The organism is Jezberella montanilacus, assembly GCF_003003055.1.
Lineage (GTDB): Bacteria > Pseudomonadota > Gammaproteobacteria > Burkholderiales > Burkholderiaceae_B > Zwartia > Zwartia montanilacus.
The window spans coordinates 50,497-76,558 of the sequence record NZ_PVTV01000011.1 but is presented as its reverse complement, the minus strand read 5'-3'; the positions used below and the strand labels follow the sequence as shown (position 1 = coordinate 76,558).

The following is a 26,062-nucleotide window of genomic DNA, read 5'->3' as shown; positions in this document are numbered from 1 at the left end:
TACCACTCAAGACTGATTGGTATTTACAGAAGGTAACTCTATCCGTTCTGTCTGGGTATCAACACACCACTCAGCCGATCCGATCACCTGCCCATCAGGATCAAACGTCCGCTCGAACACCCACGCCGTACCATCTTGCCGAAACATAACAGCGGTCGTACAACGTGTGCCATAAGTTTCGCTCTTAATAAAAGGGCTACCCAGCATTCTTTCGCGTTCTATCCCCACACCCGTCAAGGGGAGTTGATCATCTGGGGGAGCTTGGCGATCATTCATGATGTCAAACAAAAACTGATGATCCGGATCGGGATTGGTCGAAGATAAAGATTTAAGGTGCGTGGCAACAGCATCTCGAGTCTTGATGAGCTTAGGCCAGGGCGTCTGCAGTTCAGCGTTGGATAAGCCATAAATACCGGGATCAAGCTTGTGAGGCGAGCGACTTGAACGATTGGATACATACCAAAGTTCATTAACGTGACCGATCAATAAATTGAAACCGTTATAGCGATCAATAACAGTTTGAAGTGACAGGGCATGATCTGCCGGCGCTTCGTCAGCCAGCAAAAAGCGCTCAGTTAACTGGCCACGTGTCGGTGCGTCGGGGATGTGACGACCTGGCTCACGAACATTAGTGAGTAAGGCAATCCGGCCCTTGGTGCTTAGTCCCAACCAGGTTCCACCGCCCGTGACGTCGCGACCAGCGATAATCGAAGGGTGGTCAGTCCAGGGGCCAACAGGGATGGCGTCTCTTGCGTGAAACTCATCCCGGTTGGTCACGATGACCAAAGGCCATTTCTCTGAAATTCGGTAGGCGATGACTGCTAGGCACATTATTCAGGCTGAATGCCAGCGCCTTTGATCAGCTCACCCCAGAGCACCAGTTGATCGGCCACGAACTTTGCAAACTCTGGCTGAGAGCCACTGAAGGCGTCAAACCCAAGATCAGCCAGTCTGGCTTTCACTTCAGGTTTGCTCAGGACGTGAACGAACGCTGCATTTAATTTTGCAACAACATCTGCAGGCATCCCGGCCGGACCAACGTAACCATTCCATGACACGAGGTCGAAGTCCTTTACGCCCCCTTCAAGCATTGAGGACAGGTCAGGTGCCAGGGCGCTGCGTGCCGCCGACGATACTGACAGCGCTCTCATTTGGCCACTCTTAACAAACGGTGCACCTGAGGCAAAGTCCGTGAACATAAAGTCCACTTGTCCGCCAATGACGTCAGTCATTGCCTGAGGGGTTCCTTTGTAAGGCACGTGAACGACGTCAATACCCGCGCGTGAACCAAGTGTGGCTCCAGCAACGATCCCAGTGCTGTTACCCGATGCGTAATTCATTTTGCCAGGGCTTTTTTTAGCCAATGCCACCAGATCCTGAACCGATTGCACGGGTAACTTTGGATTGATCACCAACATAAATGGCAGATTGCCTCCACGTGCCACAGGTGTGAAATCTTTGATCGCGTCGTAAGGCACCGACTTCATTAACCACGGTGCTGCGGACAAAGGGGTATTGGTTGCTACCAACAAGGTGTAGCCATCCGGCTTGGCTCTGGCGACGTACTGCGCACCGATGGTGGCATTGCCACCAGCTTTGTTCTCCACAATCACTGGTTGACCGAGTACGCCGATTAGTTCGGTTGCCACGATTCGTGTAATGGCGTCTGTACCTGAGCCGGCAGGGAAAGGCACAACCAGCGTGATGGGGCGGTTGGGAAAAGTAGCATCGGCGGCATGAGTCAATGCCGGACTCAGGCAAGCGACGGCGATCACTACGGCTGAATGGACTAACCCATGGACTAAACGACGACGTGAAGACGAACCAAAAAACGACATAATTTAATCCTTGGGAAAATGACGAATAACTCGCTCAGGAGATTCCTCGTACGGAGGAGAATAGATCACTAGCACTCTGGCCGGTTCATCGCTGGTTACTACAAAAGAGTGAGGTAGATCCGGTGGCAGAAAACAACAATCACCAGCAACCATATCCGCACTTTCACCACTTACTGATGCACGTGCCGTGCCACTTAACAAATAGCAAACCTGTTCGATACCTGGGTGCGCGTGGGGTAGCGCACCTTGATTTTTCTCAATCACCCCGAGCAACACTTCAACATGCTTGGCTCCCACCGTCTCTTGACTGATCAGTCGTTTATTCAAGGTGCCGGTATGGTTGGCGGGGTGATAGCCAGTCACATTTGCTTCTTTTATCAACCACTTCGGTGCGGGAATCGAGCCAACCGTCATTGTGCTGTCCTCAACATAATTATTCTCGGTGCTGGATTTTACATATAGTTGCCCTCGTTACCTTGCTTGACAGGGCGTGCGCAGTAATCCGCGCTGTTAAAATTCTGTATTGTTAGTTGGAAGAGTGACTTACATCCATGCAACACAGCACCCCCACTGACCAGTCGTCACTCGATGAATGGCTAAGTTATCTTGAACGTCTTCATCCGAGCACCATCGATATGGGGCTAGCCAGAGTGCGTCAGGTCGCTGAGCGACTGGCACTTGACACGCCGGCACTGAAGATCGTGGTGGGGGGGACAAACGGCAAGGGCTCAACCTGCGCCATGCTCGAGGCAATTTTGCTCGCCGCAGGATACAAGGTGGGGCTCTATACGTCTCCCCATCTGATTAAGTTTAATGAGCGTGCACGCATAAATGGCAAAATCGTCACCGATGCCGACTTTACGGCTGAATTCAATCGGATCGAAGCGGCTAGACAAGATGTGTCGTTGACCTATTTCGAGTTCACCACCTTGGCCGTATTGGCGATGTTTGCCAAAGCCAAATTAGACGTGATGGTGCTCGAAGTGGGGTTGGGCGGGCGTCTGGATGCTGTCAATATGGTCGATGCAGACTGCTCAATCATCACGAGCGTTGATATTGATCACGTCGAGTGGCTGGGTGACACGCGTGAAGCCATTGGTGCCGAAAAAGCCCATATCTACCGATCTGGCAAGCCGGCCATCTGTAGCGATCCTGCACCGCCTCAGTCTTTACTTGACTACGCCTCGGCAATCGGTGCCGATTTATGGCTTTTCGGTCGCGATTTCAATTATTCAGGCGATCGGCAACAGTGGGCGTTTGCTGGTCGGGCTCAGAGACGCAATGCGATGGCCTATCCTGCGTTGCGAGGCGCCAATCAATTACTGAATGCTTCCGCAGCACTCGCGGCTCTTGAGTCCTTAAGAGATCGCCTGTCAGTTCCGCAACAGGCGGTCAGGCTGGGCTTGATTCAGGCCTCCTTGCCTGGCAGGTTTCAAATACTGCCAGGCCAACCGCTAACCATCCTGGATGTCGCGCATAACCCGCACGCAGCAGCAGTGCTTGAGAAAAACCTCGGCAATATGGGCTTCCATCCCTACACCTATGCCGTCTTTGGCATGTTGTCGGATAAGGATGTCGAATCGGTGGTAAGGCACCTCGCAGGCAGAATAGATTTCTGGTTTTGCGCAGGCTTGCCCGGCCCACGAGGTTTGACGGGAGAGCAACTTGCTCAGCGTGTCCAAGAAACGATTGCCACGATGCCTGCTCCTCCTGCAGAGAAACCCACTATTAAAGCGTTTGATACGGTGGAACTTGCGTACGGACAAGCCAGAGCTAACTGCAACCTGGATGATAGAATCGTGGTATTCGGATCGTTTCTAACGGTTGCTGGTGCGCTTGAGAAGGTAACTGATTAAAGATATGGGATTGTTTTCCAGAAAAGAAGGTTCAGCGAGCCGTAAACCGGCAGCAAAACCACGCCCCTCTGTTTCAAGTGAGGCACAGGCCGCCGAACTCAGGGTGCGTGCTCGACGCAGACTGGCTGGTGCCGTCGCGCTGGTGCTCGCAGCCGTGGTAGTCCTACCCATGTTGCTGGATTCCGAGCCGAATACCGATACTGATAAGATTACAGTCAAGATCCCCCGACAAGATTCACCATTTCAACCCAACTTAGCTGACCCGAGCTCAATGGTATCCGGCAGCGCGGCCAGTCCTGCCGCAAACGCCTCGGCTAGCGCGGCGTCCGGCACAGTAACTAATCCCCAAGCCCTGCCCAGTGCTGAAGCAGCTGCCGCTGCAACAGCGCCTGTGCCGGAGGCTTCATCCAGTGGTCAAACTGATTCGTCTGCTGCAGTGTTGGCGGCTGCCAAGGCGGACGCCAAAAAAACCATAGACAGCAAGTCAGCCCAAACTGTGGCAAAAGACGTCAAGAATACTAAGGATGTACAAGACAAAACCCGTACCGACGACGGCAGTCAAGCCTTGGCACTGCTTGAGGGACGTTCGAGCGCCTCTTCAACAGCACCTTCGAGCACTGCGGATACCAGTAAGTCAAGCGTTACGTCTCGGGGTCCAACCAAAGCAAATTTTGTGGTTCAAGCTGTATCCTTAGATATGCAAGCCGAGGCGAATATCCAGCGTGACAAACTAGTCAGCCAGGGTGTCAGCAATGCCTATGTTGATGGCCCTGTAGAAGTCTCTGGCAGACAATACTATCGCGTCAGAGCTGGCCCATTTGCGACCAAGGAATCCGCCCAAGCAGCGCAAACGCGATTGCGTACGCTTGGTTTTGGTAGCGCTTACATCATTCCACAGTGACTGGTTTTGACTTCGTCGTGCTAGCAGTGCTTGGCTTATCAGCTATATTGGGCTTGATACGTGGTTTACTTAAAGAAGTCCTCTCCTTGGTCGCCTACGCGCTGGCGTTTCTGGCGGCAATTTGGTGGGGGCCGGTTGCGACGGATTGGATGCAAGCGTGGATTAGTCAAAATATCGTACGGATGGCTCTCGCTTATATCGGTGTTTTCGCTTGTGTCTTGCTGTTGGTTGGTTTGGTCAACATGACCTTGCACGCCTTGATCAACAAGACCGGCTTGAGCCCGGCAGATCACGGTTTAGGTGCAGTCTTTGGTCTGTTACGGGGCGGGCTTTTTATTCTGTTAGTCGTGACGTTGGCTGGTTTCACGCCGCTACCCACTGAGGTCTGGTGGAAGAATGCGATGTTTTCGAGTCCTATTGTGCATGTCGTTCAAGAAATCAAACAACGTTTGCCGGCGCCGTTCCAAAGTTGGTTGCCTTACTAACCCAGTCGCTATTTATCTTTCATCACGGAATCAATATGTGTGGAATCGTTGGAGTAATCGGACGTGGTCCTGTCAATCAGTTGCTCTACGATAGTTTGCTACTGTTGCAGCATCGGGGGCAGGATGCTGCCGGGATAGCGACATCAAACGGCAATCATTTCAATATGTACAAGGCTCACGGCTTGGTGCGTGACGTGTTTCGTACTCGTAATATGCGGTCGTTGCCTGGTACGAGTGGTATCGGACAGGTTCGTTATCCCACCGCTGGTTCGAGTGACAGCGTTGAGGAAGCTCAACCATTTTATGTCAATGCGCCGTTTGGTATTACGTTCGCACATAACGGGAACCTGACTAACTGGCGTAGCCTTCGTGAATCTCTGTTCAACGTTGATCGACGACACATCAACACCAATTCAGACTCTGAGGTTTTACTCAACGTCCTAGCTCATGAGCTTCAAACTGCGGCTAACGGCGTGTCACTTGACGAAGGGGCTATTTTCCGAGCTGTGAAGGCGGTTAATCAGAGGGTTAAAGGCGCTTACGCAGTGATCTCGCAGATATCCGGTTATGGTTTGCTCGCTTTCAGAGATCCCCATGGCATTCGTCCCTTGTGTTTGGGTCGTTTTGATACGCCACAAGGTCCTGAGTGGATGGTCGCGTCCGAGTCGGTCGCTCTGGAAGGATCTGGTTTTGTTTTTGTTCGGGACATCTTGCCAGGCGAGGCAATTTTTATTTCTTTAGATGGAAAAGTATCCAGCGAGCTGTGTACGGTGGGTGCCATTCACGCACCTTGTATTTTCGAATATGTTTATTTTGCCCGTCCCGACTCAGTGCTTGAGGGCGTATCAGTGTACGGTGCTCGTCTGCGGATGGGTGAGTACTTGGCCGATAAATTGGCACGGACTTTACGGCTAGGTGATATCGACGTGGTGATGCCAATACCTGACTCGTCCCGCCCGGCGGCAATGCAGTTAGCTGCACGCCTAAATCTAAACTATCGGGAAGGTCTGATTAAAAACCGCTACGTGGGCCGTACCTTTATTATGCCCGGGCAGTCTGTACGCAAAAAATCAGTCAGACAAAAATTAAATACCATCGGTCTCGAGTTCAAAGGCAAAAATGTTCTGCTGGTTGACGACTCGATTGTCCGGGGTACGACGAGTCGTGAGATCGTTGACATGGCGCGTGCGGCCGGTGCAAACAAGGTGTACATGGCCTCTGCTGCGCCGCCAGTGCGTTATCAGAATGTTTACGGTATCGATATGCCAACTCAGAAAGAGTTGATCGCCACAGGTAGGGATAATGATCAGATTGCTGAGATTATCGGCGCCGATGCACTGGTGTATCAAGATATCGACGCAATGGAAAGATCGATTACAGATCTGAATCCGGCATTAAAACAGTTTGACACCTCATGCTTTACTGGTGAGTATGTGACGGGCGATATCACACCGGCCTATCTTGAACAGCTTGGCGAGTCGCGCAAGCACTCACAGGATGAATCTGGTGGTCTGTTGTTCAATATGGGATATGCGGCTGAGGACGAATGAACACGCTAAGTTGCTCTCACAGACCTGACCGTGATGATTGTTGCGATCGAACCGAGCACACCGAAAAGCAACAAGCTCCAGCTTGAGTAGTCCAGTCCCATAATGTTGACGACGGCATCAGCGCAACTAGCGAAGATACCAAACACTGACGGCAGTGCGGCATCTAGTCCTGTGTTAATCATTAACTTATCCGCAAAACCCAGATTGCATGAGAATGCCTTGGCAGCATAATGTGTTTGATACCAGGCTGCAGCGATCCCAGAAAAAGACAAGACGATCAGAGCAATACCTCCAATCGTGACAGGCCATTTTTTGCAAGGTATTAAAGCGAGGCCGGCGGCGATTAAGCCAATCAACACATAGATCAGCCTTTGCATGACACACCAGGCGCATGGCATCAGGCTGAAGACGTGTTGGGAAACCAGTGCTGTGCTCAGTGCCGCAAAGCAAAATATAAAAATTAAAGAAAATAGTTTTCTCTCAAGCAACATTTTTTAGTGTCTCTGAAAGTGCTTCAAGGAGTGATCTTTCGAACTGTCGCTGCGTTCTGGGTTGCTGTAAGCAATCGCCACTAATCACAAAAACGTCTTCCACCCGATCCCCTAACGTCATCACCTTCGCTGTCTGAACGGTTATACCGAAGTGAACAAAACTTTCGGCAATACTACTCAGCAGACCACGTCGGTCTGTTGCTGTGATTTCAAGCCGCCAATTCTCGCTGCCCTCATCTGGGTATATCTGTACGAGGGGAGGAACAGGAAAAGCTCTGGATAGGCGAGAGGTTCTAGTATCCATGATGTTTTGAGCTTTGGGTGCTTCTTGGCTAGGGTCTTGTAATTGCAGGGCCAACTCATATTCAACCATGGGTGCAAGCGTGCGCAATTCTTGTGATTCATTGGCTGGCATAACGACGAAACTGTCCAGGGCATAGCCGCGACGAGTGGTGTGAATCTTTGCATCAAGAATATTCATTGCCTTGGAGCCAAAGAACAAACAGATGCGGGCGAATAAATCAGGCATGTCTTTGGTGTAAACCATCACCTCAAGCCCTTCCGCGCCATCAGTTGGTCTTGCTTTTACGATCACGTGCTCAGCTTGCGACTGATAGTTGAGATGACGGGTGTGCCAAGCAATATCGCTCGCATCGTGACGCAAAAAATAAGCCACATCGAGCTGGGCCCAAAAACGCTCACGGTTCTCCTCGGAAATACCAACGAGATTGGTCAAGCGCGTCGCTTCATCCGTGCGCTGTTTAAGAACGGTATTCGATTCTTGTGGCTCAGTTCCCAACAACGCGCGCGTTGAATGAAAGAGACTTTCAAGCAATTTGCCTTTCCAAGTGTTCCATACTTTGGGGCTTGTGCCGCGGATATCGGCAACTGTCAGCAAATACAGTGCTGTTAAGTGTCTGACATCCTTCACTTGTCGAGCAAACGTGTCAATGACTTGCGGGTCAGATAAGTCACGCTTTTGCGCAACCTGAGACATTTGAAGATGCTGTGCAACCAGAAAAATGACTAGCTCAGTGTCAGCTCTGTCTAGTCCGTGCGATCGGGCAAAGCGTGTCACTTCTGTTGCGCCCAGCACTGAATGATCACCGCCACGTCCCTTAGCGATATCGTGAAAAAGCGCTGCGACGTAAAGGAGCCAGTGACGATCAAAACTTGCCATTAAGCGAGAGGCGAGCGGATACTCTTGCGCATGCTCGGGCATGGTGAAGCGTCGTAAATTACGGATCACTGCGAGGGTATGTTGATCAACCGTATACACATGAAATAAATCGTGTTGCATCTGACCGACGATGCGCCGGAAAGGAGGGAGATATCTCGGCAGAATATTCAACATGGTCATCCGACGCAGGGCGTGCACCAGCCCTTGTGGTTGCTGAAGAATTTGGAGAAAAAGATGCTTGTTTTCCGGATCGCGTCTGAACTGAGCGTCTATACGATGTCGGTTGTGCCAAATCGCTCGCAACGCTCGACCAGTCAATCCGTCAATCTCGGGATGCTGTTGCATGACCAGAAATATTTTCAAAAGCAGCGAAGGCGTTTGCTCAAAGATACTTTCTCGAGAGATATCGATACGATTATGGCGATTGACAAAATAGGCGTCGATGATGCGAACGTCATGTTCAGGGGTAGGGAACAAGCGTTCTTGAATGTTCTCGACCAATAAAATATTGAGCTGCGTGACCAGGCGCGCAGCCCAATAATATCGTTGCATCAACATCTCGCTTGCACGGCGAGTTTGACTTGCCTCAATGCCGTATGCCTGCGCCAGTCCGTGTTGAAGATCAAACAACAGACGATCTTCGCGGCGCTGGGTCAACAGGTGCAATTCAATTCGTAATCGCTTAAATGCTTGCTCAGCCCTTCTGAGGTCGCGGCCCTCTTTAGCGGTCAAAAGCCCAGCACGCGCGATTTCTTGCCAACTTTTGCCAAATCCAGCGGCTCTTGCCATCCACATGATTACTTGAAGATCTCTGAGGCCGCCAGGAGATTCTTTACAGTTTGGTTCAAGCGAATACGGGGTATCCTGATAGCGAGCATGTCGTTGCTGCATTTCAGCACGCTTTGCCTGAAAGAATTTCTGCGCGTCGATCCTTGCGGTCATGGCCGCCGAAAATTGTCTGACAAGCGAACGACTCCCGGCCACCCAGCGAGATTCGAGCATTGACGTTTCAACGGTAATATCCGCAGCAGCTTCAGACAGACACTGATCAATCGTTCGGACGCTATAACCAGGCTCAATGCCAATATCCCACATGGCAGCAACGACGGTACTTAATAATTCGGCCTCGGCAGGATTGGGATCTCGCGGTAGCAAAATCAACACATCAACGTCGGAGTAGGGGTAGAGCTCACCCCGTCCGTAACCACCCACTGCGGCCATCGCTGCCCCTTTGGGGAGAGGACAAACGGCAAGTAATCTGCCGAGAGCCTGATCAACGGTTCGTCGCAGCGCACCGAGCAGGCGATCTGCTGACGGCTTGGCCCGGTAAGCAGTGATGGCGCGTTCTCTTTCTTGTTGAACGACCAGAGCGATATCTTTGATTGCCTGATGATCCATTTTCAGTATTTACTGCAGAATGAACGAGGGTAGCGCTGGCATTCCGTCTGAAACTGTCATCACTTCAAAACCAGTTTCAGTGACAAGTATGGTGTGTTCCCATTGTGCCGAGAGGCTGTGATCCCGGGTGACGACCGTCCAGCCATCTGCCAGTTGCCGGATTTCGCGACGGCCAGCGTTAATCATTGGCTCAATGGTGAAAATAAGACCTGGTTCTAGTTTGGTCCCCGTGCCGGGTTTACCGTAATGGAGGACTTGCGGCTCTTGGTGGAATTTTTTCCCGATACCGTGACCGCAGAACTCACGAACGACCGAAAAGCCTGCTTTTTCGGCATGTTTCTGTATAGCATTGCCGATGTCGCCCAGGGTATTTCCTGGTTTGACTTGATTGATGCCCAGCCACATACACTCGTAGGTTGTTTCAGTCAGCCGCCTAGCCAAAATCGACGGTTCGCCTATGTAATACATACGACTTGTGTCGCCGAACCAGCCATCCTTGATAATCGTGACGTCAATATTGAGGACATCGCTGTTTTTCAAAACCCGGTCGCCGGGTACCCCGTGGCAAACTTGGTGATTGATTGACGTGCAGATTGCACCGGGAAACGGCGGATAGCCGGGAGGCGCATAGCCGACCGTCGCGGAAGTGACCTGAAGCACCTCTGTCAGATATTTTAGGCAAAGCTGATCAAGCTCACCTGTTGTGACCCCCGCCTTGACGAAAGGGGTGATGTAATCGAGAACTTTTGCTGCATCGCGACAGGCTGCTCTCATTTTGTCGAGATCGTCGTTATTTGTTACTAAACCCATGGCCACTTGAACACTAATGGTGAAAGATAGTAGAATTATAGGCTTACCTAGTTTTTTTATTGGTTTTTGGTCATTGAGTTGCCGGTTTGTGCCACTCGTTTTTCAAAAACCCTAATCGCGTGTTGGGTCGCCAGGGTGCTTATCTAGTTTAGACAAGTGCAGACTCAATACCAGACCCAACCCTCGGAGTAATATCACTATGTCGTTAATGCGCGAAATGCTTGAAGCCGGTGTGCACTTTGGTCATCAGACCCGCTACTGGAACCCAAAAATGGCTCCTTTCATTTTTGGTCATCGCAACAAGATTCACATTATCAACCTTGAAAAAACGGTTGCCAATTACCAAGACGCCATCAAATTCGTCAAACAGACAGCTGCGAAAGGCGGCACAGTCCTGTTTGTCAGCACCAAACGCGCCGCTCGCGAGCTCATTGCTGCCGAAGCAGCACGCGCTGGTATGCCTTTCGTAGACAGCCGTTGGTTGGGTGGCATGCTCACCAACTTCAAAACGGTTAAGAGCTCGATCAAACGCCTCAAAGACATGGAAATCATGGCCGCTGAAGGTAGCACCGAGCGCCTGACCAAAAAAGAAGGCTTGATGTTTCAACGTGAACTCGACAAGCTGAACAAGTCGATCGGCGGCATCAAGGATATGAACGGCCTGCCTGACGTTATCTTCATTATCGACGTCGGTTACCACAAGATTGCGGTGGCTGAAGCGAAGACTTTGGGTATCCCAGTTGTCGCAGTTGTTGATACCAACCACTCACCAGATGGCATTGATTTTGTTATCCCCGGTAACGATGACTCGGCAAAGGCGATCGCGCTGTACGCCAAAGGCGTGGCTGATGCCGTGCTCGAAGGGCGTGCACAAAATCTGAACGGGCTGGTTGAAGAGCTGTCAGTAGACGAAGAGTTTGTAGAAGTAGACGACGAGCAAGCTTAAGCTGCTTGTGTCGTACTCGCCGATCCATGTATCGGCTTGAAGTAACCGTCACCCCGGCATTTGTTCGGGGTGCTTTTTGTAAATTCCAGGAGCAAACATGGCCGAAATTACCGCAGCAATGGTTAAAGAACTGCGCGAGAAAACAGATGCACCCATGATGGAGTGCAAGAAAGCCCTAACAGAAGCTGCCGGCGACATGGCAAAAGCTGAAGAAATTCTGCGCGTCAAGCTGGGCAGCAAGGCTAGTAAGGCGTCTAGCCGCGTGACCGCTGAAGGCCTAATCGGCTTGTTCATTTCAACCGATGCCAAACAAGGTGCGGTAATCGAAGTGAATTGCGAAACAGACTTCGTCGCCAAAAATGATGACTTCGTCGCTTTCGTCAACGAGTTGGCCAAACTGGTTGCCACAACCGAAGTCGCAGACGTTGCTGCTTTGTCCGGAGCACCGATGGCTGAAGGCACCGTCGATACTATCCGCGCAGCATTGATCGGCAAAATTGGCGAAAACATATCAATTCGTCGCTTTCAGCGTTTTGCCACAGCGAACAAGCTTTCGAGCTATGTGCATAGCGGCAAAATTGGCGTGCTGGTTGACTATGCTGGCGCTGATGAAGTGGGCAAAGATCTAGCGATGCACATTGCCGCAACCAAGCCTCGTGCGGTTGACGAGCATGGGGTGTCAGAGGCTGATAAAGAAGCCGAGCGCTCGGTGGCCCGTCTAAAAGCTGCTGAGTCTGGCAAGCCCGCTGAGATCGTTGAAAAAATGGTCGAAGGTTCTGTGCAGAAGTTTTTGAAAGAAGTTGCTTTGACCTCGCAGCCTTTTGTCAAAAATGATAAACAGACTATTGCACAGATGTTGAAAGAGAAAAACGCCTCCATCGCAAGCTTTGCCTTGTTTGTGGTCGGTGAGGGTATCGAGAAAAAGACGAGCGATTTCGCTGCTGAAGTGGCTGCAGCCGCTGCGGGTACAGCTTAAGCTGTATGAAGCGACCCGGGTGAGCGAAATTCGGGTCGCAATCGTCTAAACTTCATTACCCAAATTTCTTGCGAGAGAGCCACCATGACCAGCAAGCAGCACAAAAGAACATTATTGAAATTGTCTGGTGAAGCGCTCATGGGGGATGATGCTTTTGGTATCAATCGAAGCACAATCGTTCGGATGACAGAAGAGGTAGCTGAAGTGGTGGCAATGGGCGTGCAACTGGCCATTGTTATTGGTGGTGGCAATATTTTTAGAGGTGTTGCTCCTGGTGCTCAAGGCATGGACCGAGCAACGGCCGATTACATGGGCATGATGGCAACAGTGATGAACTCGCTTGCGCTGCAAGATGCACTCAAACACCGCGGTGTCGACGCCCGCGTGCAGTCTGCCTTGAATATCGAGCAGGTCGTCGAGCCCTATATTCGGCCCAAAGCATTGCGCTACCTCGAAGAAGGCAAAGTGGTTATTTTTGCTGCCGGTACGGGTAACCCATTTTTTACAACTGATACGGCAGCTGCACTTCGTGGCGCTGAGATTGGTGCTGAGATCGTTTTAAAAGCAACCAAAGTTGATGGTATTTACACGGCTGATCCTAAAAAGGATCCGTCAGCCACGCGTTATCACAAAATATCATTTGATGAAGCAATTGGTAAGCGCCTTGAAATTATGGATGCCACTGCCTTTGCTTTGTGCCGAGATCAAAAACTTCCCATTCGCGTGTTCTCAATCAATAAGCCTGGCGCACTCAAACGAGCAGTCAGTGGTGAAGATGAAGGCACGTTAGTACACGTTTAAAGGAACCCCATGAGTGTCTCTGATATTCAACAGTCTGCGGAATCCCGCATGGGTAAGTCGATCGACACCCTGAGGACCAATCTCGCCAAAATCCGCACAGGCCGTGCCCATGCAGGTATTTTGGATCATATTCAAGTTGAATACTACGGTTCGCCAGTACCGCTTAGCCAAGTGGCGAGTGTCAATTTGCTCGACGCCAGAACCCTGAGTGTTCAGGTCTGGGAAAAACACATGGGCTCTGTGGTCGAAAAAGCGATTCGTGACTCAGATCTTGGTTTGAATCCAATTGGTATGGGCGACAATATTCGTGTGCCCATGCCAGCGTTGACGGAAGAGCGTCGTCGTGATCTGGCCAAAGTCGTCAAGTCAGAAGGTGAAGATGCCAAAATCGCTGTGCGCAATCTTCGTCGCGATGCCAACGAAGCATTAAAGAAACTCGTGAAAGATAAAGAAATATCCGAAGATGATGAGCGTCGGTCGCAAGACGTCGTGCAAAAGATGACTGATCGTTGTGTCGTTGATATTGATAAATTAATCTCTCAAAAAGAAGCTGAGATCATGACGGTTTAAAACTGTCGATTGATATGGCGATCAGCTCAACCCAAGAAGTACCGATTACATCCGCGATTCCGCAGCATGTGGCGATCATTATGGATGGCAATGGGCGCTGGGCCACTCAGCGGATGCTACCGCGAACTGTTGGTCACGCGAAAGGCGTTCAAGCAGTCACTCGAACTGTACAAGCTTGCGGCAGATTAGGGGTTCGCCATCTGACACTTTTCGCCTTTAGTTCTGAAAACTGGCGTCGGCCGGCAGATGAAGTGTCAATCTTGATGCGTCTGTTTATTCAGGCGCTCGAGCGTGAGGTCAAAAAACTAGAAGAACAGGGTATCCGACTGCACGTGATTGGCGATATATCGGCTTTCGAACCAAGATTGCAAGACCTGATCGCGCAGGCCGAGTCCGCCACTGCCCATAACGACACCCTGCATTTGAGTATTGCTGCCAACTACGGTGGTCGTTGGGACGTGCTGAACGCCACCAAAAAAATGCTGGCGGCCGATCCGTCGCTGGCGGATCACCCCGAGCGCATAGACGAGGCAACGATAGCTAAACACCTCGCCTTATCGTGGGCTCCGGAACCTGATTTGTTTATCCGTACCGGCGGCGAGCAACGTATTTCTAACTTTATGATCTGGCAGATGGCATACACGGAGCTTTACTTCACAGATTGTTATTGGCCTGACTTCGGTGAAGATGAAATCCTACAAGCTTTTGAGTGGTATCGTAACCGCGAGCGTCGGTTCGGCCGAACGAGTGCGCAACTGAAGTCTCCGGTTTAGATCCAAGCCATGCTCAGACAAAGAGTCATTACGGCAATTGTTTTACTTGCCATACTTGCTGGGGCGCTTGCTGCACCGAGTGCTTGGCCGTTGTTATTGTTTTTATCGCTCACTTGTGCTTGTGCCTGCTGGGAGTGGTTGCGACTGACAACAAGGGCTCCATCATGGTTGGCGGCGCTCGTTGGCTCAATACTGTTTTTCTTAAGTGCCTATCAATCCAATATCTGGGTAACCGCCTCTCACGAAGCCGCGGTCGCTGTCAAAACGCTCGTATTACTCACGTCGCTTGCTTGGTGTACCCTGGCCCTGGCTAGTGTTATCAAGGGGGACACCGATGTGCCGGCCTCATCAGTTACTTGGTCCATATTTGGGGTGATCACGTTGGCGACGGCCTGGTGCTGTCTTACCCTATTGTTTCTACAGCGTGGGGCGTTGTACTTATTTTCTTTGCTCGTTGTTATCTGGATTGCTGATATTGCAGCCTATTTTGGCGGTAAAGCTTATGGTCGACGCAAACTTGCGATCCGAATCAGTCCTGGGAAAACGCTTGAAGGTGCTCTGTTCGGGATTGTCGGTGTGCTGACATGGATACTTGTGTCGGCCCAATGGGCTAACACATTTGCCGCAGAGCTTGTCCGGATTTGGGGGCTTTGGTCTACGGTGTTTATCGCTATTGCACTGGCGGTTATGTCGATTGTTGGTGATTTATTTGAGTCCTTGCTTAAACGGCGAGCAGCCGTAAAAGACTCAAGTAACTTATTACCTGGACATGGTGGCGTCCTGGATCGAATTGATGCCGTGATTGCTGTCGTACCTTTGGCTTTTATGTTGACCGAGTTTCGATGAACGCAACACAGCTTGTCACCGTACTGGGTTCAACCGGATCCATTGGCGAAAGCACACTTGATGTGATTGCAAGGCATCCAGATCGGTATGGTGTTTATGCGTTGTCGGCTCACAACCGAATTGATGCCTTGGCGATCCAATGTGAAAGAACGGGTGCAAAAATAGCCATCGTGCCCGATGAAGCGGCCCGAGCAAGATTCAATGAGGTCTGGCCCAGCCGTGTCCGCAAACCTGAGATACGCGTGGGTGCCAAGGCTCTGACAGAGACAGCTGCCGAGGCAGAGAGTCAAATCGTTATGGCTGCAATTGTCGGCGCTGCCGGCTTACCTTCAGCCCTGGCTGCCGCACACGCTGGCAAGCGAATCCTTTTAGCCAATAAAGAAGCGCTTGTTGCGGCGGGGCACCTATTCATGAACGCGGTGCATGCCTCGGGTGCCGAACTATTGCCAATCGATAGTGAGCATAATGCGATTTTTCAATGCCTTCCTCACCGAAGCGGTACTCAGGGGTCAAACCTAGCTTCAGCCGGCGTTAGGCGTTTGATTTTGACGGCTTCAGGCGGACCATTTCGGAAGTCGTCGATTGAAGAGTTAGCCCACGTCACGCCAGCGCAAGCCTGCGCGCATCCCAATTGGTCAATGGGCAGAAAAATATCAGTCGACTCTGCGACGATGGCCAATAAAGGTCTTGAAGTGATCGAGGCGCACTGGCTGTTTGGGATGGCGGCGGACCAAATAAATGTTGTGATACATCCGCAGAGTATTGTTCACTCTATGGTTGAGTATGAAGATGGCTCTGTTATTGCCCAACTTGGTCAACCCGATATGCGAACACCCATTGCCTATGGGTTGGGTTTTCCTGAGCGAATTCAATCCGGGGTAAGCGCTTTGGATTTGGTTGCCCACGGTAGACTCGATTTCGAGGCACCTAATTTCCGCAAGTTCGAATGTCTTCAACTGGCTTTCTCAGCACTCAAGGCAGGGCAGGCAGCGTGCGTCGTTTTGAATGCGGCAAACGAAGTGGCCGTTGCCGCTTTTCTTGAGGAAGGACTGCGATATATCGATATCCCAACGATCATTTCAGAGTCATTAAACTGGCTTGAATCTCATACTGAAGCATCATTGAATAGTCTGGATGACATTCTGGCACTGGATCGAGAAGCAAGATTAACTGCAATGAAGTTGGTTAAACGCGCACTGGTAAGATGACAATACTGCGAGCGATGACGCGAACAACACTTCAGGCTATGCGCCGATTGGTTTCTCTATGATGACTGTCCTTGCTTTTTTCGTCACGCTTGGCGTACTTATTACGTTTCACGAGCTTGGTCACTATTCTGTCGCGCGCGCCTGCGGTGTGCGTGTCCTGAGATTTTCCATTGGATTTGGTAAGGTACTAATCAAGCGTACAGACAAGCACGGCACAGAGTGGGCGATTTCGCTGATCCCCTTAGGTGGTTACGTCAAAATGCTTGAAGAGCCGACACCTGGTGGATCGGTTGACGAACAGCATTGTTCGTTTAAATCAAAGCCAGTGGCGGCCCGTTTTGCCATTGTCGCGGCAGGCCCAGTTTTTAACCTCGTGTTGGCGGTGGTGTTGTACGCGGCTTTGAATTTAGTTGGTGTTAAAGAACCCATACCCGTTATCTCAGCCGTCCCAGAAAATACAGCAGCAGCGTTGGCTGGATTCCAAGCGGGCGATCGTATTACCTCAGTGGGTGATGTGACGACGTTATCCTGGGGCCAAGTGCGCTATCAATTATTGCGCGAGGTGACGGAAGGCGGTAGTGCTGATGTGACAGTTGATCGGCGAGGTCTTATTTTGACCAAGCGCATTAATTTTGATGCACCAGTCACAACGGCATCGTCTAACGTTGATCCGTTAAAGCTAGCTGGCTTGCGTCTTAGCCAAGGCAGACCCATTATCAATCAAGTCGTAGCGGGCGGCGTTGCTGAATCCGCAGGCTTGCAATCTGGGGATGTTGTGCAGGCAGTAGGTGATCTAGCTGATCCGGACGTTGCTCAGCTTATCGATTTCATCCAGGCCAACCCCGAAAAATTAGTTCAATTGAAAGTCGAGCGCGGAGACCAAAAGATTGTCATTGACGTACGCCCGAGGCTGGAAACCCTGGAAAACGGCGCACGGCTAGGTCGCATAGGCGTGCAGCTTAGTGGTGAGGCGAGTCAGGTGCTGGTCCAGTACGATTTGCTAGACAGCGTTTGGCAGGCCTTAGTGCGCACGGTGGATACTTCGGTTTTTTCTATAAAAATGATGGGCAAGATGATTGTCGGCGAGGTGTCGTGGCGCAATGTAAGCGGGCCACTGACGATTGCAGATTATGCTGGTCAAACGGTAAAGCTTGGGCTGTCCGCGTACATTAGCTTTTTGGCATTGATCAGCATTAGTTTGGGGGTTCTTAATCTATTGCCAATCCCCATGCTTGATGGCGGATATCTGCTGTACTATCTCATCGAGATTGTCACTGGCAAACCGCCTGCTGAGAAGTGGCTTGATCTTGCTCAAAAAGCCGGGATGGGGCTGTTGGCCTGCCTGATGGTACTCGCTCTTTTCAATGATTTTGTGCGGCTTTTAAGTTGACACTTTTCTAGCTTAAAATCCGTATTTGCGCTTAGTTAAATTTTTCTTTACACGCACTCAAAGGTTATCCAGGATGTTCGCACGCCGTAAGTGTTCCAGCTCAAATTGCTTTGCCCCACTTGCCCGTCGCGGTCGTCAGCTGATCCTGGCACTGCTGTGCGTGATGCCACTGCTTGCCTCGGCATTTACTCCTTTTGTCGCAAGCGACATTCGAGTCGAAGGCGTACAAAGGACTGATGCCGGTACAGTTTTTTCCCAGTTGCCCTTTAAAGTGGGTCAAAAGTTCGACGATGCGCTGGCGACCGAATCAATTCGCCGTTTGTATGCGATGGGGCTTTTTAGTGATGTTCGCGTTGAGACCAATGGCACGGTAGCTGTGATTATCGTACAAGAGCGCCCCACCATTGCTTCACTGGCTTTTACCGGCATGCGTGAATTCGAATCAAAAACAATCATTGATACCTTGCGTCAAGTGGGGTTCGGCGAGGGGCGTGTGTTTGATAAAGCCATGCTTGAGCAGGCTAAATTCGAGCTGAAACAACAATATTTATCCAAAGGTAAATATGGTGTTGAGATCTCAGAGACCATCACTCCGTTGCCGCGCAATCGTGTAGGTATCAATTTTGATATTTTTGAAGGTAAAGTCGCCAAGATTCACGAAATCAAGATCGTCGGCAACAAAGCTTTTGACGAGTCTGATTTGTTGAAGCTTTTTACCTTGACGACACCTGGTTGGCTGACTTGGTATACCAATACGGATCAATACTCTCGCGAAAAACTCGATAAAGATATTGAAGCGTTGAAGTCTTATTACCTTGATCGTGGCTATCTCGAATTTAAAGCTGAACCACCACAAGTCACGATTTCACCCGATCGTCTCGACATCTTTATTACCGTCACCATAAATGAAGGCGAGCCCTACACAATTACCAAGGTGAAGCTGGCTGGTAACTTGATGGGCTTGGATCAAGAGATTGAGCAGTTGGTCCAAGTCAAGGCCGATGATGTTTTCAATGGTGCAAAAACTAATGCCACTTCCAAGGCAATCACTGATTATCTCGCGAGCTTGGGTTATGCCTTTGCTAACGTTAATCCCAACCCGATTCTCAACAAAGAGAAACACACTGCAGATTTAACCTTTTATGTGGATCCTAGCCGTCGAGTCTACGTCAGACGCGTGCAAGTGGCTGGTAATCAACGCACCAAGGATTCGGTCGTTCGTCGAGAGATCAGGCAAGCTGAAGCTGCCTGGTACGACTCAAACAGTATCAAACTCTCAAAAGATCGCTTAGAGCGCACAGCTTATTTCAAAGAAGTCAAAGTGGCGACAGAGCCAGTCCCCGGATCACCTGATCAAGTGGATCTGGTCATGGATGTTGTCGAAAAGCCAACTGGTATGCTCAATCTAGGTGTCGGATACGGTCAAGTGCAAGGTGTATTGCTAACTGCTGGTATTTCTGAACAAAATGCTTTTGGTAGCGGCACAAACCTGACTTTGCAACTGTCTACCAGTGCTAACGTTACAACCACTGGGGGTAACTCGTCTGCTGTGCTTTCTCACACCGATCCTTACTTCACCAACGATGGGATCAGCCGGACCACGTCTGTTTATTACCGCAATATGGTCCCTTACTCCAACAATCCAGGTACGTATCAAGTTCGTACGATCGGCACGGGGTTGAGTTTCGGCGTGCCAATCACCGAGTTTGACCGGATATTTGTTGGTGCAAACCTTGAGAACAGCCAGATTTCTTTGTCCGAAAATTCACCCGCGACGTATTATTCTTACGTCGCAAACTATGGCCAATCGACGAACGCGGTGATCCTCAATACTGGTTGGGCAAAGGACACACGTGACAGCGCTGTAGCACCGACTAAAGGCTCGTTTACGCGTCTAAAGATGGACATTGGTACGATGAATCTTCAGTACTACATGCTTTCTGCTCAGCAGCAGTATTACATGCCGATCGGACGCGACTATACGCTCGCCTTCAACGCTTTGTTTGACTATGGCAAAAGCTATAGCAGCAATCCCTATCCAATCATTAAGGATATTTATGCAGGCGGCATTGGTACTGTCCGGGGTTACTCCCCGAACACGCTCGGTCCGATCGACCCTGTTTCAGGCACGTATTTGGGCGGTTCTAAGCGCGTTGTCGGTAATGCACAGTTCTATTTTCCGTTCCCGGGTAGCCAGAAAGATAGATCCCTTAGGTGGTATGCCTTTGCGGATGCTGGGCAAGTTTATGGTAACAATGGCTACGGGATTGATCAGGGTATCGATCTAAGTCAACTAAGATACTCAGTCGGGGTTGGCTTGTCCTGGGAGTCACCAATGGGACCATTGCAGCTCTCATACGCTCGCCCGCTCAATGCTTCCTCAACTGATATTACTCAGAACTTCCAGTTTCAAATCGGTACAGGCTTCTAGCATCGACAAAAGTAAAATAGCAAGACAATTTGCGTCTTTATTTAATGGCACAATATAGTTATTCAATTCCTTTGTTTTATCGAGAACTTCATAATGCTTTCTACTGTCTTTAAGTTTTTACCTGCCTTTGCCTCCTTGCGCCACGTGCTGGGGACTATCGCAGTTGCTTGTGCGCTTGCTTTGGGTCTGTCGAGTACACAAGTTGCTCACGCTCAAGGATCCAAGATTGGTTTTGTTAACACTGAAAGAATCCTGCGTGACTCAGCACCTGCTCGGGCTGCGCAAGCGAAGATCGAAGCTGAATTCAAAAAGCGCGACGAAGATCTGCAGCGCATCGGTAATTCGCTCAAAGCTTCTGCACAGAAATTCGAAAAAGACGCACCGGTTTTGTCTGAATCCGACCGCGGCAAGCGTCAACGTGAGTTGGCGAACCAAGATGCTGATCTTCAGCGTAAGCGTCGTGAGTTTCAAGAAGACTTCAATCGCCGCCGCAACGAAGAGTTTGCTGTGATTGTCGAGAAAGCAAATGTGTCTATCAAGCGTATCGCTGAAGTCGAAAACTTTGATGCCATTATTCAGGATGCAGTGACGGTAAACCCAAGAATTGATATCACCGATAAAGTGATTCAGGCTCTCGGTAACTAACTGACTGCGCATGCCTGTTCTGCTGGATCTTGATCGGGCTCCCAGACTTAGCGAATTGCTCAAGAGCATCCCTGCCGGCTTGGTGCAGGGGGTTTTTGCTGGGGATCAAAAAGACAGTGATCCGCAGATTGCGGGTATAGGTTCTCTTTCGAGTGCAGGCGAAACAGAAATTTCCTTTATTGTCCACAGCAAGTATCTAGAGCAGCTTTACTTAACCCAAGCTGCTGTCGTGATAGTGTTGCCCGAGATTAATGAAGCGCTGGCTTCCGCTCTGCCCGAAACGGACGGGTTGGCAGAGCTTGCAAATCGTTTTGTTCGCGTCGTTTCTCCTCATCCTTATCTGTTGTACGCAAGGTTAGCGCAGTGGTTTGATTCTGCAAGGCAACCCCGCTTTGTGCCGGGCATTCATCCAACAGCATGCATCGACGTCAGCGCCCAGGTGTCAACTTCAGCATTGATTGGCCCTCACGCTGTGATTGGTGCTCGATCGGTGATTGGCGCGTTAGTGCATGTTGGTGCGGGTGTTGTCGTTGGTTCCGATGCGGTCATTGGCGCTTCGAGTGTTATCCATCCTAGAGTCAGTGTTTACGATGGGGTTAAGATCGGGTCTCGTGCCATCGTCCACAGCGGTGCCGTTTTAGGCGCGGATGGATTTGGCTTTGCACCAGATAGCACCCTGGGCAAAGGCGCTTGGGGCAAGATTCCTCAGTTGGGCGGACTTCTAATTGGGGACGACGTTGAAATCGGTGCAAACACGACAATTGATCGTGGTGCGCTCGAAAATACGATTATTGAAGATGGGGTTAAGCTCGATAATCAGATCATGATTGCACATAACTGTCGGGTGGGTGCGCACACCGCAATGGCTGCCTGTGTTGGGGTGGCCGGCTCAACGACTATCGGCCAGCGGTGCACCATTGGTGGGGCATCCATGCTGTCAGGACACTTGATTTTGGGGGATGATGTGCACATCTCGGGCGGTACAGCCGTTACCGCCAACGTGTTGAAACCAGGCCGATATACGGGCGTATTTCCGTTTGCTGAGCATGCTGAATGGCAGAAAAACGCAGCAGTCATTGGACAACTTTCACAACTTCGAAAACGCCTTCGGATACTAGAGCGAGACGATTAATATCTGTGGTGAAATACGGGTTAAATAGCTGATTGGATTGTTATGCAACTTGATATTAAACAAATTATGTCGGTGCTGCCGCACCGATACCCCTTTTTGTTGATTGATCGTGTGGTTGAACTCATACCGGGCAAGACCGTTCGTGCTTTAAAAAATGTATCGATCAATGAAGGGTTCTTTACTGGCCATTTCCCTGAGCAGCCAGTGATGCCGGGTGTTCTCATTATTGAGGCGCTAGCTCAAGCTGCAGCTATCTTGTCCTTGGTCGTTAAAGAGGGTGCTGAGACGAGCCAAGATGGGAAAAGTCTCTATTATCTCGCTGGTGTTGATGATGCCCGCTTTAGAAAACCCGTCCTGCCGGGTGATCAGTTGATTCTGGAAGTCGAAGCCTTACGTTTAGGGCGCAGTATTTCCCGTTTTGATGGTCGCGCGTTGGTGGATGGTCAAGTCGTAGCAGAAGCTAAATTGATGTGTGCTATTCGGTCGGTAGAAGCCTGATGTCTGAGCTGATTCACCCCACCGCAATTGTTGATCCCTCAGCTCAACTAGATCCAACAGTTAGCATTGGGGCTTATTCCATTATTGGCCCAAACGTCTCGGTTGGTGCACATACCATTATTGGCTCCCATTGTGTCGTGGATGGCCATACCACCATTGGTGAACACAATCATTTCTACCGATTCTGTTCTATTGGCGGTGTACCTCAAGACAAGAAATACGCTGGCGAACCGACGAAGCTAACTATCGGTGACCGCAACATGGTTCGTGAGTACGTCACGATTAACACCGGGACTGCGCAGGATGAGGGCGTCACTCGGATGGGATCTGACAATTGGATCATGGCCTACGTACACATCGCGCATGATTGCCAGGTTGGTGACAACGTTATCTTTGCTAACGGTGTGACTTTAGGGGGACACGTTCATGTTGATGATTTCGCGATTCTAGGTGGTTTGACCGCAGTCCATCAATTTGTTCGTGTCGGCGCACATACGATGACCGGTGGTCATAGCGCACTTAGGCTTGATTTAGCCCCCTACCTGATGACAGTTGGTAATCCATGCGTTCCGGTGGGTATCAATACTGAGGGCTTGAAACGACGTGGCTTCACAGCCGAAGATCTGAATGCATTAAAAGATGCATATAAGACCATTTATCGCAGCGGCGCGACCCTGGTGGACGCTTGCGAGTCCTTACGCGCGAGGCAACAGGCTGAACCTGGTGTTGCGCCCGCGTTGCAAGCGTTTCTTGATTTCTTCGCGGTGTCGACAAGAGGCATACTGCGTCCATGAGCCTCAAGATTGGGCTCGTAGCAGGTGAGCCCTCTGGCGATCTTATTGGCGCTCGGGTACTGGCAGGTCTAAAACGCCTCTCGCCAGCGCTTGAAGCTCAAGGCATTGGCGGGCCCGCGTTGCAAGCCGAAGGTATGGATATTTGGCATCCAATGCATGCGTTAACAGTGTTTGGTTACGTGGATGCTTTAAAGCGCCTGCCAACGCTTTTAAGAACCCATCAAGACGTCAAGCAACGCTGGCTCGGCGAGGCACCTGATCTTTTTTTAGGGATTGACGCGCCTGATTTCAACTTGAGGCTCGAAGCTCGACTCAAGGCGTCAGGCACACCGACCGTGCATTTGGTTGGTCCTTCTATCTGGGCCTGGCGATATGAGCGGATCCACTTCATCAAACAGGCTGTCACGCGCATATTGGTCGTGTTTCCGTTTGAAGAAGCTATTTATCAAAACGAAGGGATTCCAGTGACCTACGTCGGTCATCCCTTGGCAGATGAAATTCCCCTCGTCCCCGATTTGCAAGCAGCGCGGCAACGGCTGAAACTCGACGAAAATAGCAGAGTAATCGCCATACTGCCTGGCAGTCGTGCCTCCGAAATCAAGGTACTAGCGCCCAGGTTTTTAGCTACAGCAGAACGCTTGTTTAAAAAAGATCCGAACTTGACGTTTTTAGTGCCTATGGTCAATGAATCCCGCCGGCAGCAGTTTGATGCAATCGCTCGCGAATTCAACTTGCCAAGCTTACGGGTGTTGACTCAAAGCGATTTGCTCGGCCAAGCCGCGAGGCCTATCGCCTGGGATGCCCTAGAAGCCTGCGATGTAGCACTGGTGGCAAGTGGTACGGCCACACTCGAAACCGCCTTATTTAAGAAGCCGATGGTGATCTCGTACTATTTACCGCTTCTGATGCGCAAAATGATGACTTGGAAGTCTAAACAAGCCAGACCTTATTTGGATTGGGTCGGTTTGCCAAATATTTTGGCCAAAGATTTTATTGTGCCCGAACTTTTGCAAGATGAGGCGACGCCAGAAAAACTGACTGATGCGGTTTGGCGGCTTCTCGTTGACGAGCGTAAACAGGCGTCGATTGCTGAGTCTTTTCTTGAAATACATCATACGCTGAAGCGTGACACGGCCACTATTGCTGCCCAGGCTATTCTTAACGTCGCCAATGGATATTGATGCGTCCTCTTGGCAGGGTAAGATTGCCGCGGGGGTTGACGAGGCGGGCAGAGGCCCCTTAGCCGGAGCTGTGTTTGCGGCCGCAGTCATTCTTGATCCAGCAAACCCGATTGTTGGTTTGGCCGATTCAAAAAAACTCAGTGAAAAACAACGCGATGCATTGGCTCCGATTATCAAGGCGAAAGCCTTGGCGTGGTCCGTTGCCAGCGCTTCAGTAGAAGAGATTGATAAGATCAATATTCTGCAAGCGACCTTACTTGCGATGAAACGAGCTGTTGATGAGCTCAGCCTGCAACCCGACATTGCGTTGGTAGACGGCAACCAGCCACCGAGCCTTCGCTGTCAAGTCTTGACTATAGTAAAAGGTGACTCAAAAGTAGCGGCCATCTCAGCAGCGTCTATACTAGCTAAGACAGCACGCGATGCAGATTTGCTGCAGCTCGCTAAAGTCTACCCCGGCTACGCCTTTGAGCAACACAAAGGATATGGTACGGCGTTGCACCTGCAACGCTTGACCGAATTAGGCCCATGCCCGGCACACCGGCGCAGTTTCGGGCCCGTTAAAAAATTACTGGATAACGTTTGAAACACATTGAATCCCGCGCCAACCCGCTATTTAAGCAACTTTATAAATGGCAATCCTCGGCTGGTCGTCGTAATGAACCCGTCCTGTTTGACGGCATTCACTTGTGTCAATCGTGGCTTGATCATGACCGCCTTCCACGCATGGCGATTTTTGATGCTGCGCGAATCGAACAGCCAGCCTTGGTCGCCTTAATCGATCGCTTGCCAGACGAGCTATGTGTCACGATGCCTGGCGGCTTGCTGGCGGGCTTAGCTGATGTACAAACGGATCAAGGCGTTATTTTTGTGTGCGATGCGCCTACCTGGACAATGCCTAAACGCTTTGAGGAGTCCATTGTTTTACTGGATCGGATACAGGATCCGGGTAATGTCGGGACTTTGTTGCGCACCTGTGCGGCGGCCGGCATCAAACGAGTATTGAGTGCGAGGGGGACGGCGGCACTTTGGTCACCCAAGGTTTTGCGCAGTGCTCAAGGCGCCCATTTTGCGCTGAAGCTTTATGAACAACTGGATTTAGTTGAAATTTGCCAAAACTTGAGTTTGCCGATTGTCGCCACGACACTTGCGAAATCAACTGACCTTTACGACACGAAATTGCCTGAGCATTGCGCTTGGGTGTTTGGCCATGAGGGGCAGGGCGTTGCGCCCGAAATCTTGTCGCAAGCGAAGTTAAGGATCAATATCAATCACGACAGAGCCGCTGTAGAGTCTCTCAATGTTGGTATCGCTGCCGCCATTTGTTTATTTGAACAAAGACGTCAGCATCGCGTATCGTGA

The 26,062-nt window shown here is 50.6% G+C and carries 26 protein-coding genes; 20 read left to right on the top strand and 6 right to left on the bottom strand.

What is annotated here, in order from left to right; genetic code table 11:
* Positions 1 to 6 precede the first annotated feature (6 nt).
* From BCM14_RS01980 to BCM14_RS01970, 3 genes are read right to left on the bottom strand one after another with little or no spacing between them, the layout of a single operon-like run.
* Positions 7 to 831, bottom strand: coding sequence for an NRDE family protein (locus tag BCM14_RS01980; RefSeq protein WP_106226325.1), 825 nt, complete (start codon positions 829 to 831; stop codon positions 7 to 9).
* Positions 831 to 1,838 carry a Bug family tripartite tricarboxylate transporter substrate binding protein gene (locus BCM14_RS01975; protein WP_106226324.1) on the bottom strand — a complete coding sequence of 336 codons (1,008 nt, stop codon included), beginning with the start codon at positions 1,836 to 1,838 and terminating at the stop codon, positions 831 to 833. The genes BCM14_RS01980 and BCM14_RS01975 overlap by 1 nt, the downstream gene beginning before the upstream one ends.
* 3 nt (positions 1,839 to 1,841) lie before the next feature.
* On the bottom strand, positions 1,842 to 2,252 hold the full coding sequence (locus BCM14_RS01970) for a cupin domain-containing protein (protein ID WP_106226323.1): 411 nt from the start codon (positions 2,250 to 2,252) through the stop codon (positions 1,842 to 1,844).
* Between the two features lie 137 nt (positions 2,253 to 2,389).
* On the opposite strand from BCM14_RS01970, the gene folC reads away from it, so the two are divergent.
* Genes folC through purF form a run of 4 tightly spaced genes read left to right on the top strand, consistent with a single transcriptional unit; the run spans position 2,390 to position 6,630 of the window.
* Positions 2,390 to 3,694 (top strand): bifunctional tetrahydrofolate synthase/dihydrofolate synthase, encoded by a 1,305-nt coding sequence (gene folC / locus BCM14_RS01965; protein WP_106226322.1) that lies wholly within the window; start codon positions 2,390 to 2,392, stop codon positions 3,692 to 3,694.
* Positions 3,695 to 3,698: 4 nt separating this feature from the next.
* Complete coding sequence (locus BCM14_RS01960; protein ID WP_106226321.1) at positions 3,699 to 4,595, top strand: SPOR domain-containing protein; 897 nt, start codon at positions 3,699 to 3,701, stop codon at positions 4,593 to 4,595.
* A complete protein-coding gene (locus BCM14_RS01955; protein WP_106226320.1) occupies positions 4,592 to 5,080 on the top strand; it encodes a CvpA family protein in 489 nt (162 codons plus the stop codon). Before BCM14_RS01960 ends, BCM14_RS01955 begins: the two co-directional genes overlap by 4 nt.
* A gap of 35 nt (positions 5,081 to 5,115) precedes the next feature.
* Positions 5,116 to 6,630: an amidophosphoribosyltransferase gene (gene purF, locus BCM14_RS01950; RefSeq protein ID WP_106226319.1), complete on the top strand. Its 1,515-nt coding sequence runs from the start codon at positions 5,116 to 5,118 to the stop codon at positions 6,628 to 6,630.
* 5 nt (positions 6,631 to 6,635) lie between these two features.
* On the opposite strand, the gene BCM14_RS01945 is transcribed toward purF, so the two are convergent.
* The 3 genes from BCM14_RS01945 to map are packed head-to-tail and all read right to left on the bottom strand — an operon-like array spanning position 6,636 to position 10,509.
* A complete protein-coding gene (locus BCM14_RS01945; protein ID WP_106226318.1) occupies positions 6,636 to 7,121 on the bottom strand; it encodes a disulfide bond formation protein B in 486 nt (161 codons plus the stop codon).
* Positions 7,111 to 9,699: a [protein-PII] uridylyltransferase gene (locus BCM14_RS01940; RefSeq protein ID WP_106226317.1), complete on the bottom strand. Its 2,589-nt coding sequence runs from the start codon at positions 9,697 to 9,699 to the stop codon at positions 7,111 to 7,113. The genes BCM14_RS01945 and BCM14_RS01940 overlap by 11 nt, the downstream gene beginning before the upstream one ends.
* 9 nt (positions 9,700 to 9,708) lie before the next feature.
* Positions 9,709 to 10,509, bottom strand: a complete 801-nt coding sequence (gene map, locus BCM14_RS01935) for a type I methionyl aminopeptidase (protein ID WP_106226316.1) — start codon at positions 10,507 to 10,509, stop codon at positions 9,709 to 9,711.
* A 199-nt stretch (positions 10,510 to 10,708) separates the two neighbouring features.
* Between map and rpsB the strand changes: the two genes are divergently transcribed.
* From rpsB to BCM14_RS01855, 16 genes are all read left to right on the top strand, one after another.
* Entirely contained in the window at positions 10,709 to 11,455 is a 747-nt protein-coding gene (gene rpsB, locus BCM14_RS01930) for a 30S ribosomal protein S2 (RefSeq protein WP_106226315.1), read from the top strand.
* 97 nt (positions 11,456 to 11,552) lie between these two features.
* The gene (gene tsf, locus BCM14_RS01925; protein WP_106226314.1) at positions 11,553 to 12,431 is read left to right on the top strand and encodes a translation elongation factor Ts; all 879 of its coding nucleotides are present in this window, start codon (positions 11,553 to 11,555) and stop codon (positions 12,429 to 12,431) included.
* 84 nt (positions 12,432 to 12,515) lie between these two features.
* Positions 12,516 to 13,232: a UMP kinase gene (gene pyrH, locus BCM14_RS01920; protein ID WP_106226313.1), complete on the top strand. Its 717-nt coding sequence runs from the start codon at positions 12,516 to 12,518 to the stop codon at positions 13,230 to 13,232.
* A 9-nt stretch (positions 13,233 to 13,241) separates the two neighbouring features.
* A complete protein-coding gene (frr, locus tag BCM14_RS01915) occupies positions 13,242 to 13,802 on the top strand; it encodes a ribosome recycling factor (protein WP_106226312.1) in 561 nt (186 codons plus the stop codon).
* A 14-nt stretch (positions 13,803 to 13,816) separates the two neighbouring features.
* The gene (gene uppS / locus BCM14_RS01910) at positions 13,817 to 14,575 is read left to right on the top strand and encodes a polyprenyl diphosphate synthase (RefSeq protein ID WP_106226311.1); all 759 of its coding nucleotides are present in this window, start codon (positions 13,817 to 13,819) and stop codon (positions 14,573 to 14,575) included.
* Positions 14,576 to 14,584: 9 nt separating this feature from the next.
* Positions 14,585 to 15,421, top strand: a complete 837-nt coding sequence (locus tag BCM14_RS01905) for a phosphatidate cytidylyltransferase (RefSeq protein WP_106226310.1) — start codon at positions 14,585 to 14,587, stop codon at positions 15,419 to 15,421.
* Complete coding sequence (gene ispC / locus BCM14_RS01900; protein WP_106226309.1) at positions 15,418 to 16,629, top strand: 1-deoxy-D-xylulose-5-phosphate reductoisomerase; 1,212 nt, start codon at positions 15,418 to 15,420, stop codon at positions 16,627 to 16,629. Before BCM14_RS01905 ends, ispC begins: the two co-directional genes overlap by 4 nt.
* Positions 16,630 to 16,687: 58 nt before the next feature.
* Positions 16,688 to 18,019, top strand: coding sequence for an RIP metalloprotease RseP (rseP, locus tag BCM14_RS01895; protein WP_106226308.1), 1,332 nt, complete (start codon positions 16,688 to 16,690; stop codon positions 18,017 to 18,019).
* 73 nt (positions 18,020 to 18,092) lie between these two features.
* Positions 18,093 to 20,450, top strand: coding sequence for an outer membrane protein assembly factor BamA (gene bamA / locus BCM14_RS01890; RefSeq protein ID WP_106226307.1), 2,358 nt, complete (start codon positions 18,093 to 18,095; stop codon positions 20,448 to 20,450).
* Between the two features lie 93 nt (positions 20,451 to 20,543).
* Entirely contained in the window at positions 20,544 to 21,095 is a 552-nt protein-coding gene (locus tag BCM14_RS01885; RefSeq protein ID WP_106226306.1) for an OmpH/Skp family outer membrane protein, read from the top strand.
* A 10-nt stretch (positions 21,096 to 21,105) separates the two neighbouring features.
* Entirely contained in the window at positions 21,106 to 22,227 is a 1,122-nt protein-coding gene (lpxD, locus tag BCM14_RS01880) for a UDP-3-O-(3-hydroxymyristoyl)glucosamine N-acyltransferase (protein WP_106226305.1), read from the top strand.
* 42 nt (positions 22,228 to 22,269) lie between these two features.
* The gene (gene fabZ, locus BCM14_RS01875) at positions 22,270 to 22,725 is read left to right on the top strand and encodes a 3-hydroxyacyl-ACP dehydratase FabZ (protein WP_106226304.1); all 456 of its coding nucleotides are present in this window, start codon (positions 22,270 to 22,272) and stop codon (positions 22,723 to 22,725) included.
* Positions 22,725 to 23,519 carry an acyl-ACP--UDP-N-acetylglucosamine O-acyltransferase gene (gene lpxA / locus BCM14_RS01870; RefSeq protein WP_106226303.1) on the top strand — a complete coding sequence of 265 codons (795 nt, stop codon included), beginning with the start codon at positions 22,725 to 22,727 and terminating at the stop codon, positions 23,517 to 23,519. The genes fabZ and lpxA overlap by 1 nt, the downstream gene beginning before the upstream one ends.
* Complete coding sequence (gene lpxB, locus BCM14_RS01865; RefSeq protein ID WP_106226302.1) at positions 23,516 to 24,700, top strand: lipid-A-disaccharide synthase; 1,185 nt, start codon at positions 23,516 to 23,518, stop codon at positions 24,698 to 24,700. The genes lpxA and lpxB overlap by 4 nt, the downstream gene beginning before the upstream one ends.
* Positions 24,690 to 25,286, top strand: a complete 597-nt coding sequence (gene rnhB / locus BCM14_RS01860; protein WP_106226301.1) for a ribonuclease HII — start codon at positions 24,690 to 24,692, stop codon at positions 25,284 to 25,286. The genes lpxB and rnhB overlap by 11 nt, the downstream gene beginning before the upstream one ends.
* Positions 25,283 to 26,062, top strand: a complete 780-nt coding sequence (locus BCM14_RS01855) for a TrmH family RNA methyltransferase (RefSeq protein WP_106226300.1) — start codon at positions 25,283 to 25,285, stop codon at positions 26,060 to 26,062. Before rnhB ends, BCM14_RS01855 begins: the two co-directional genes overlap by 4 nt.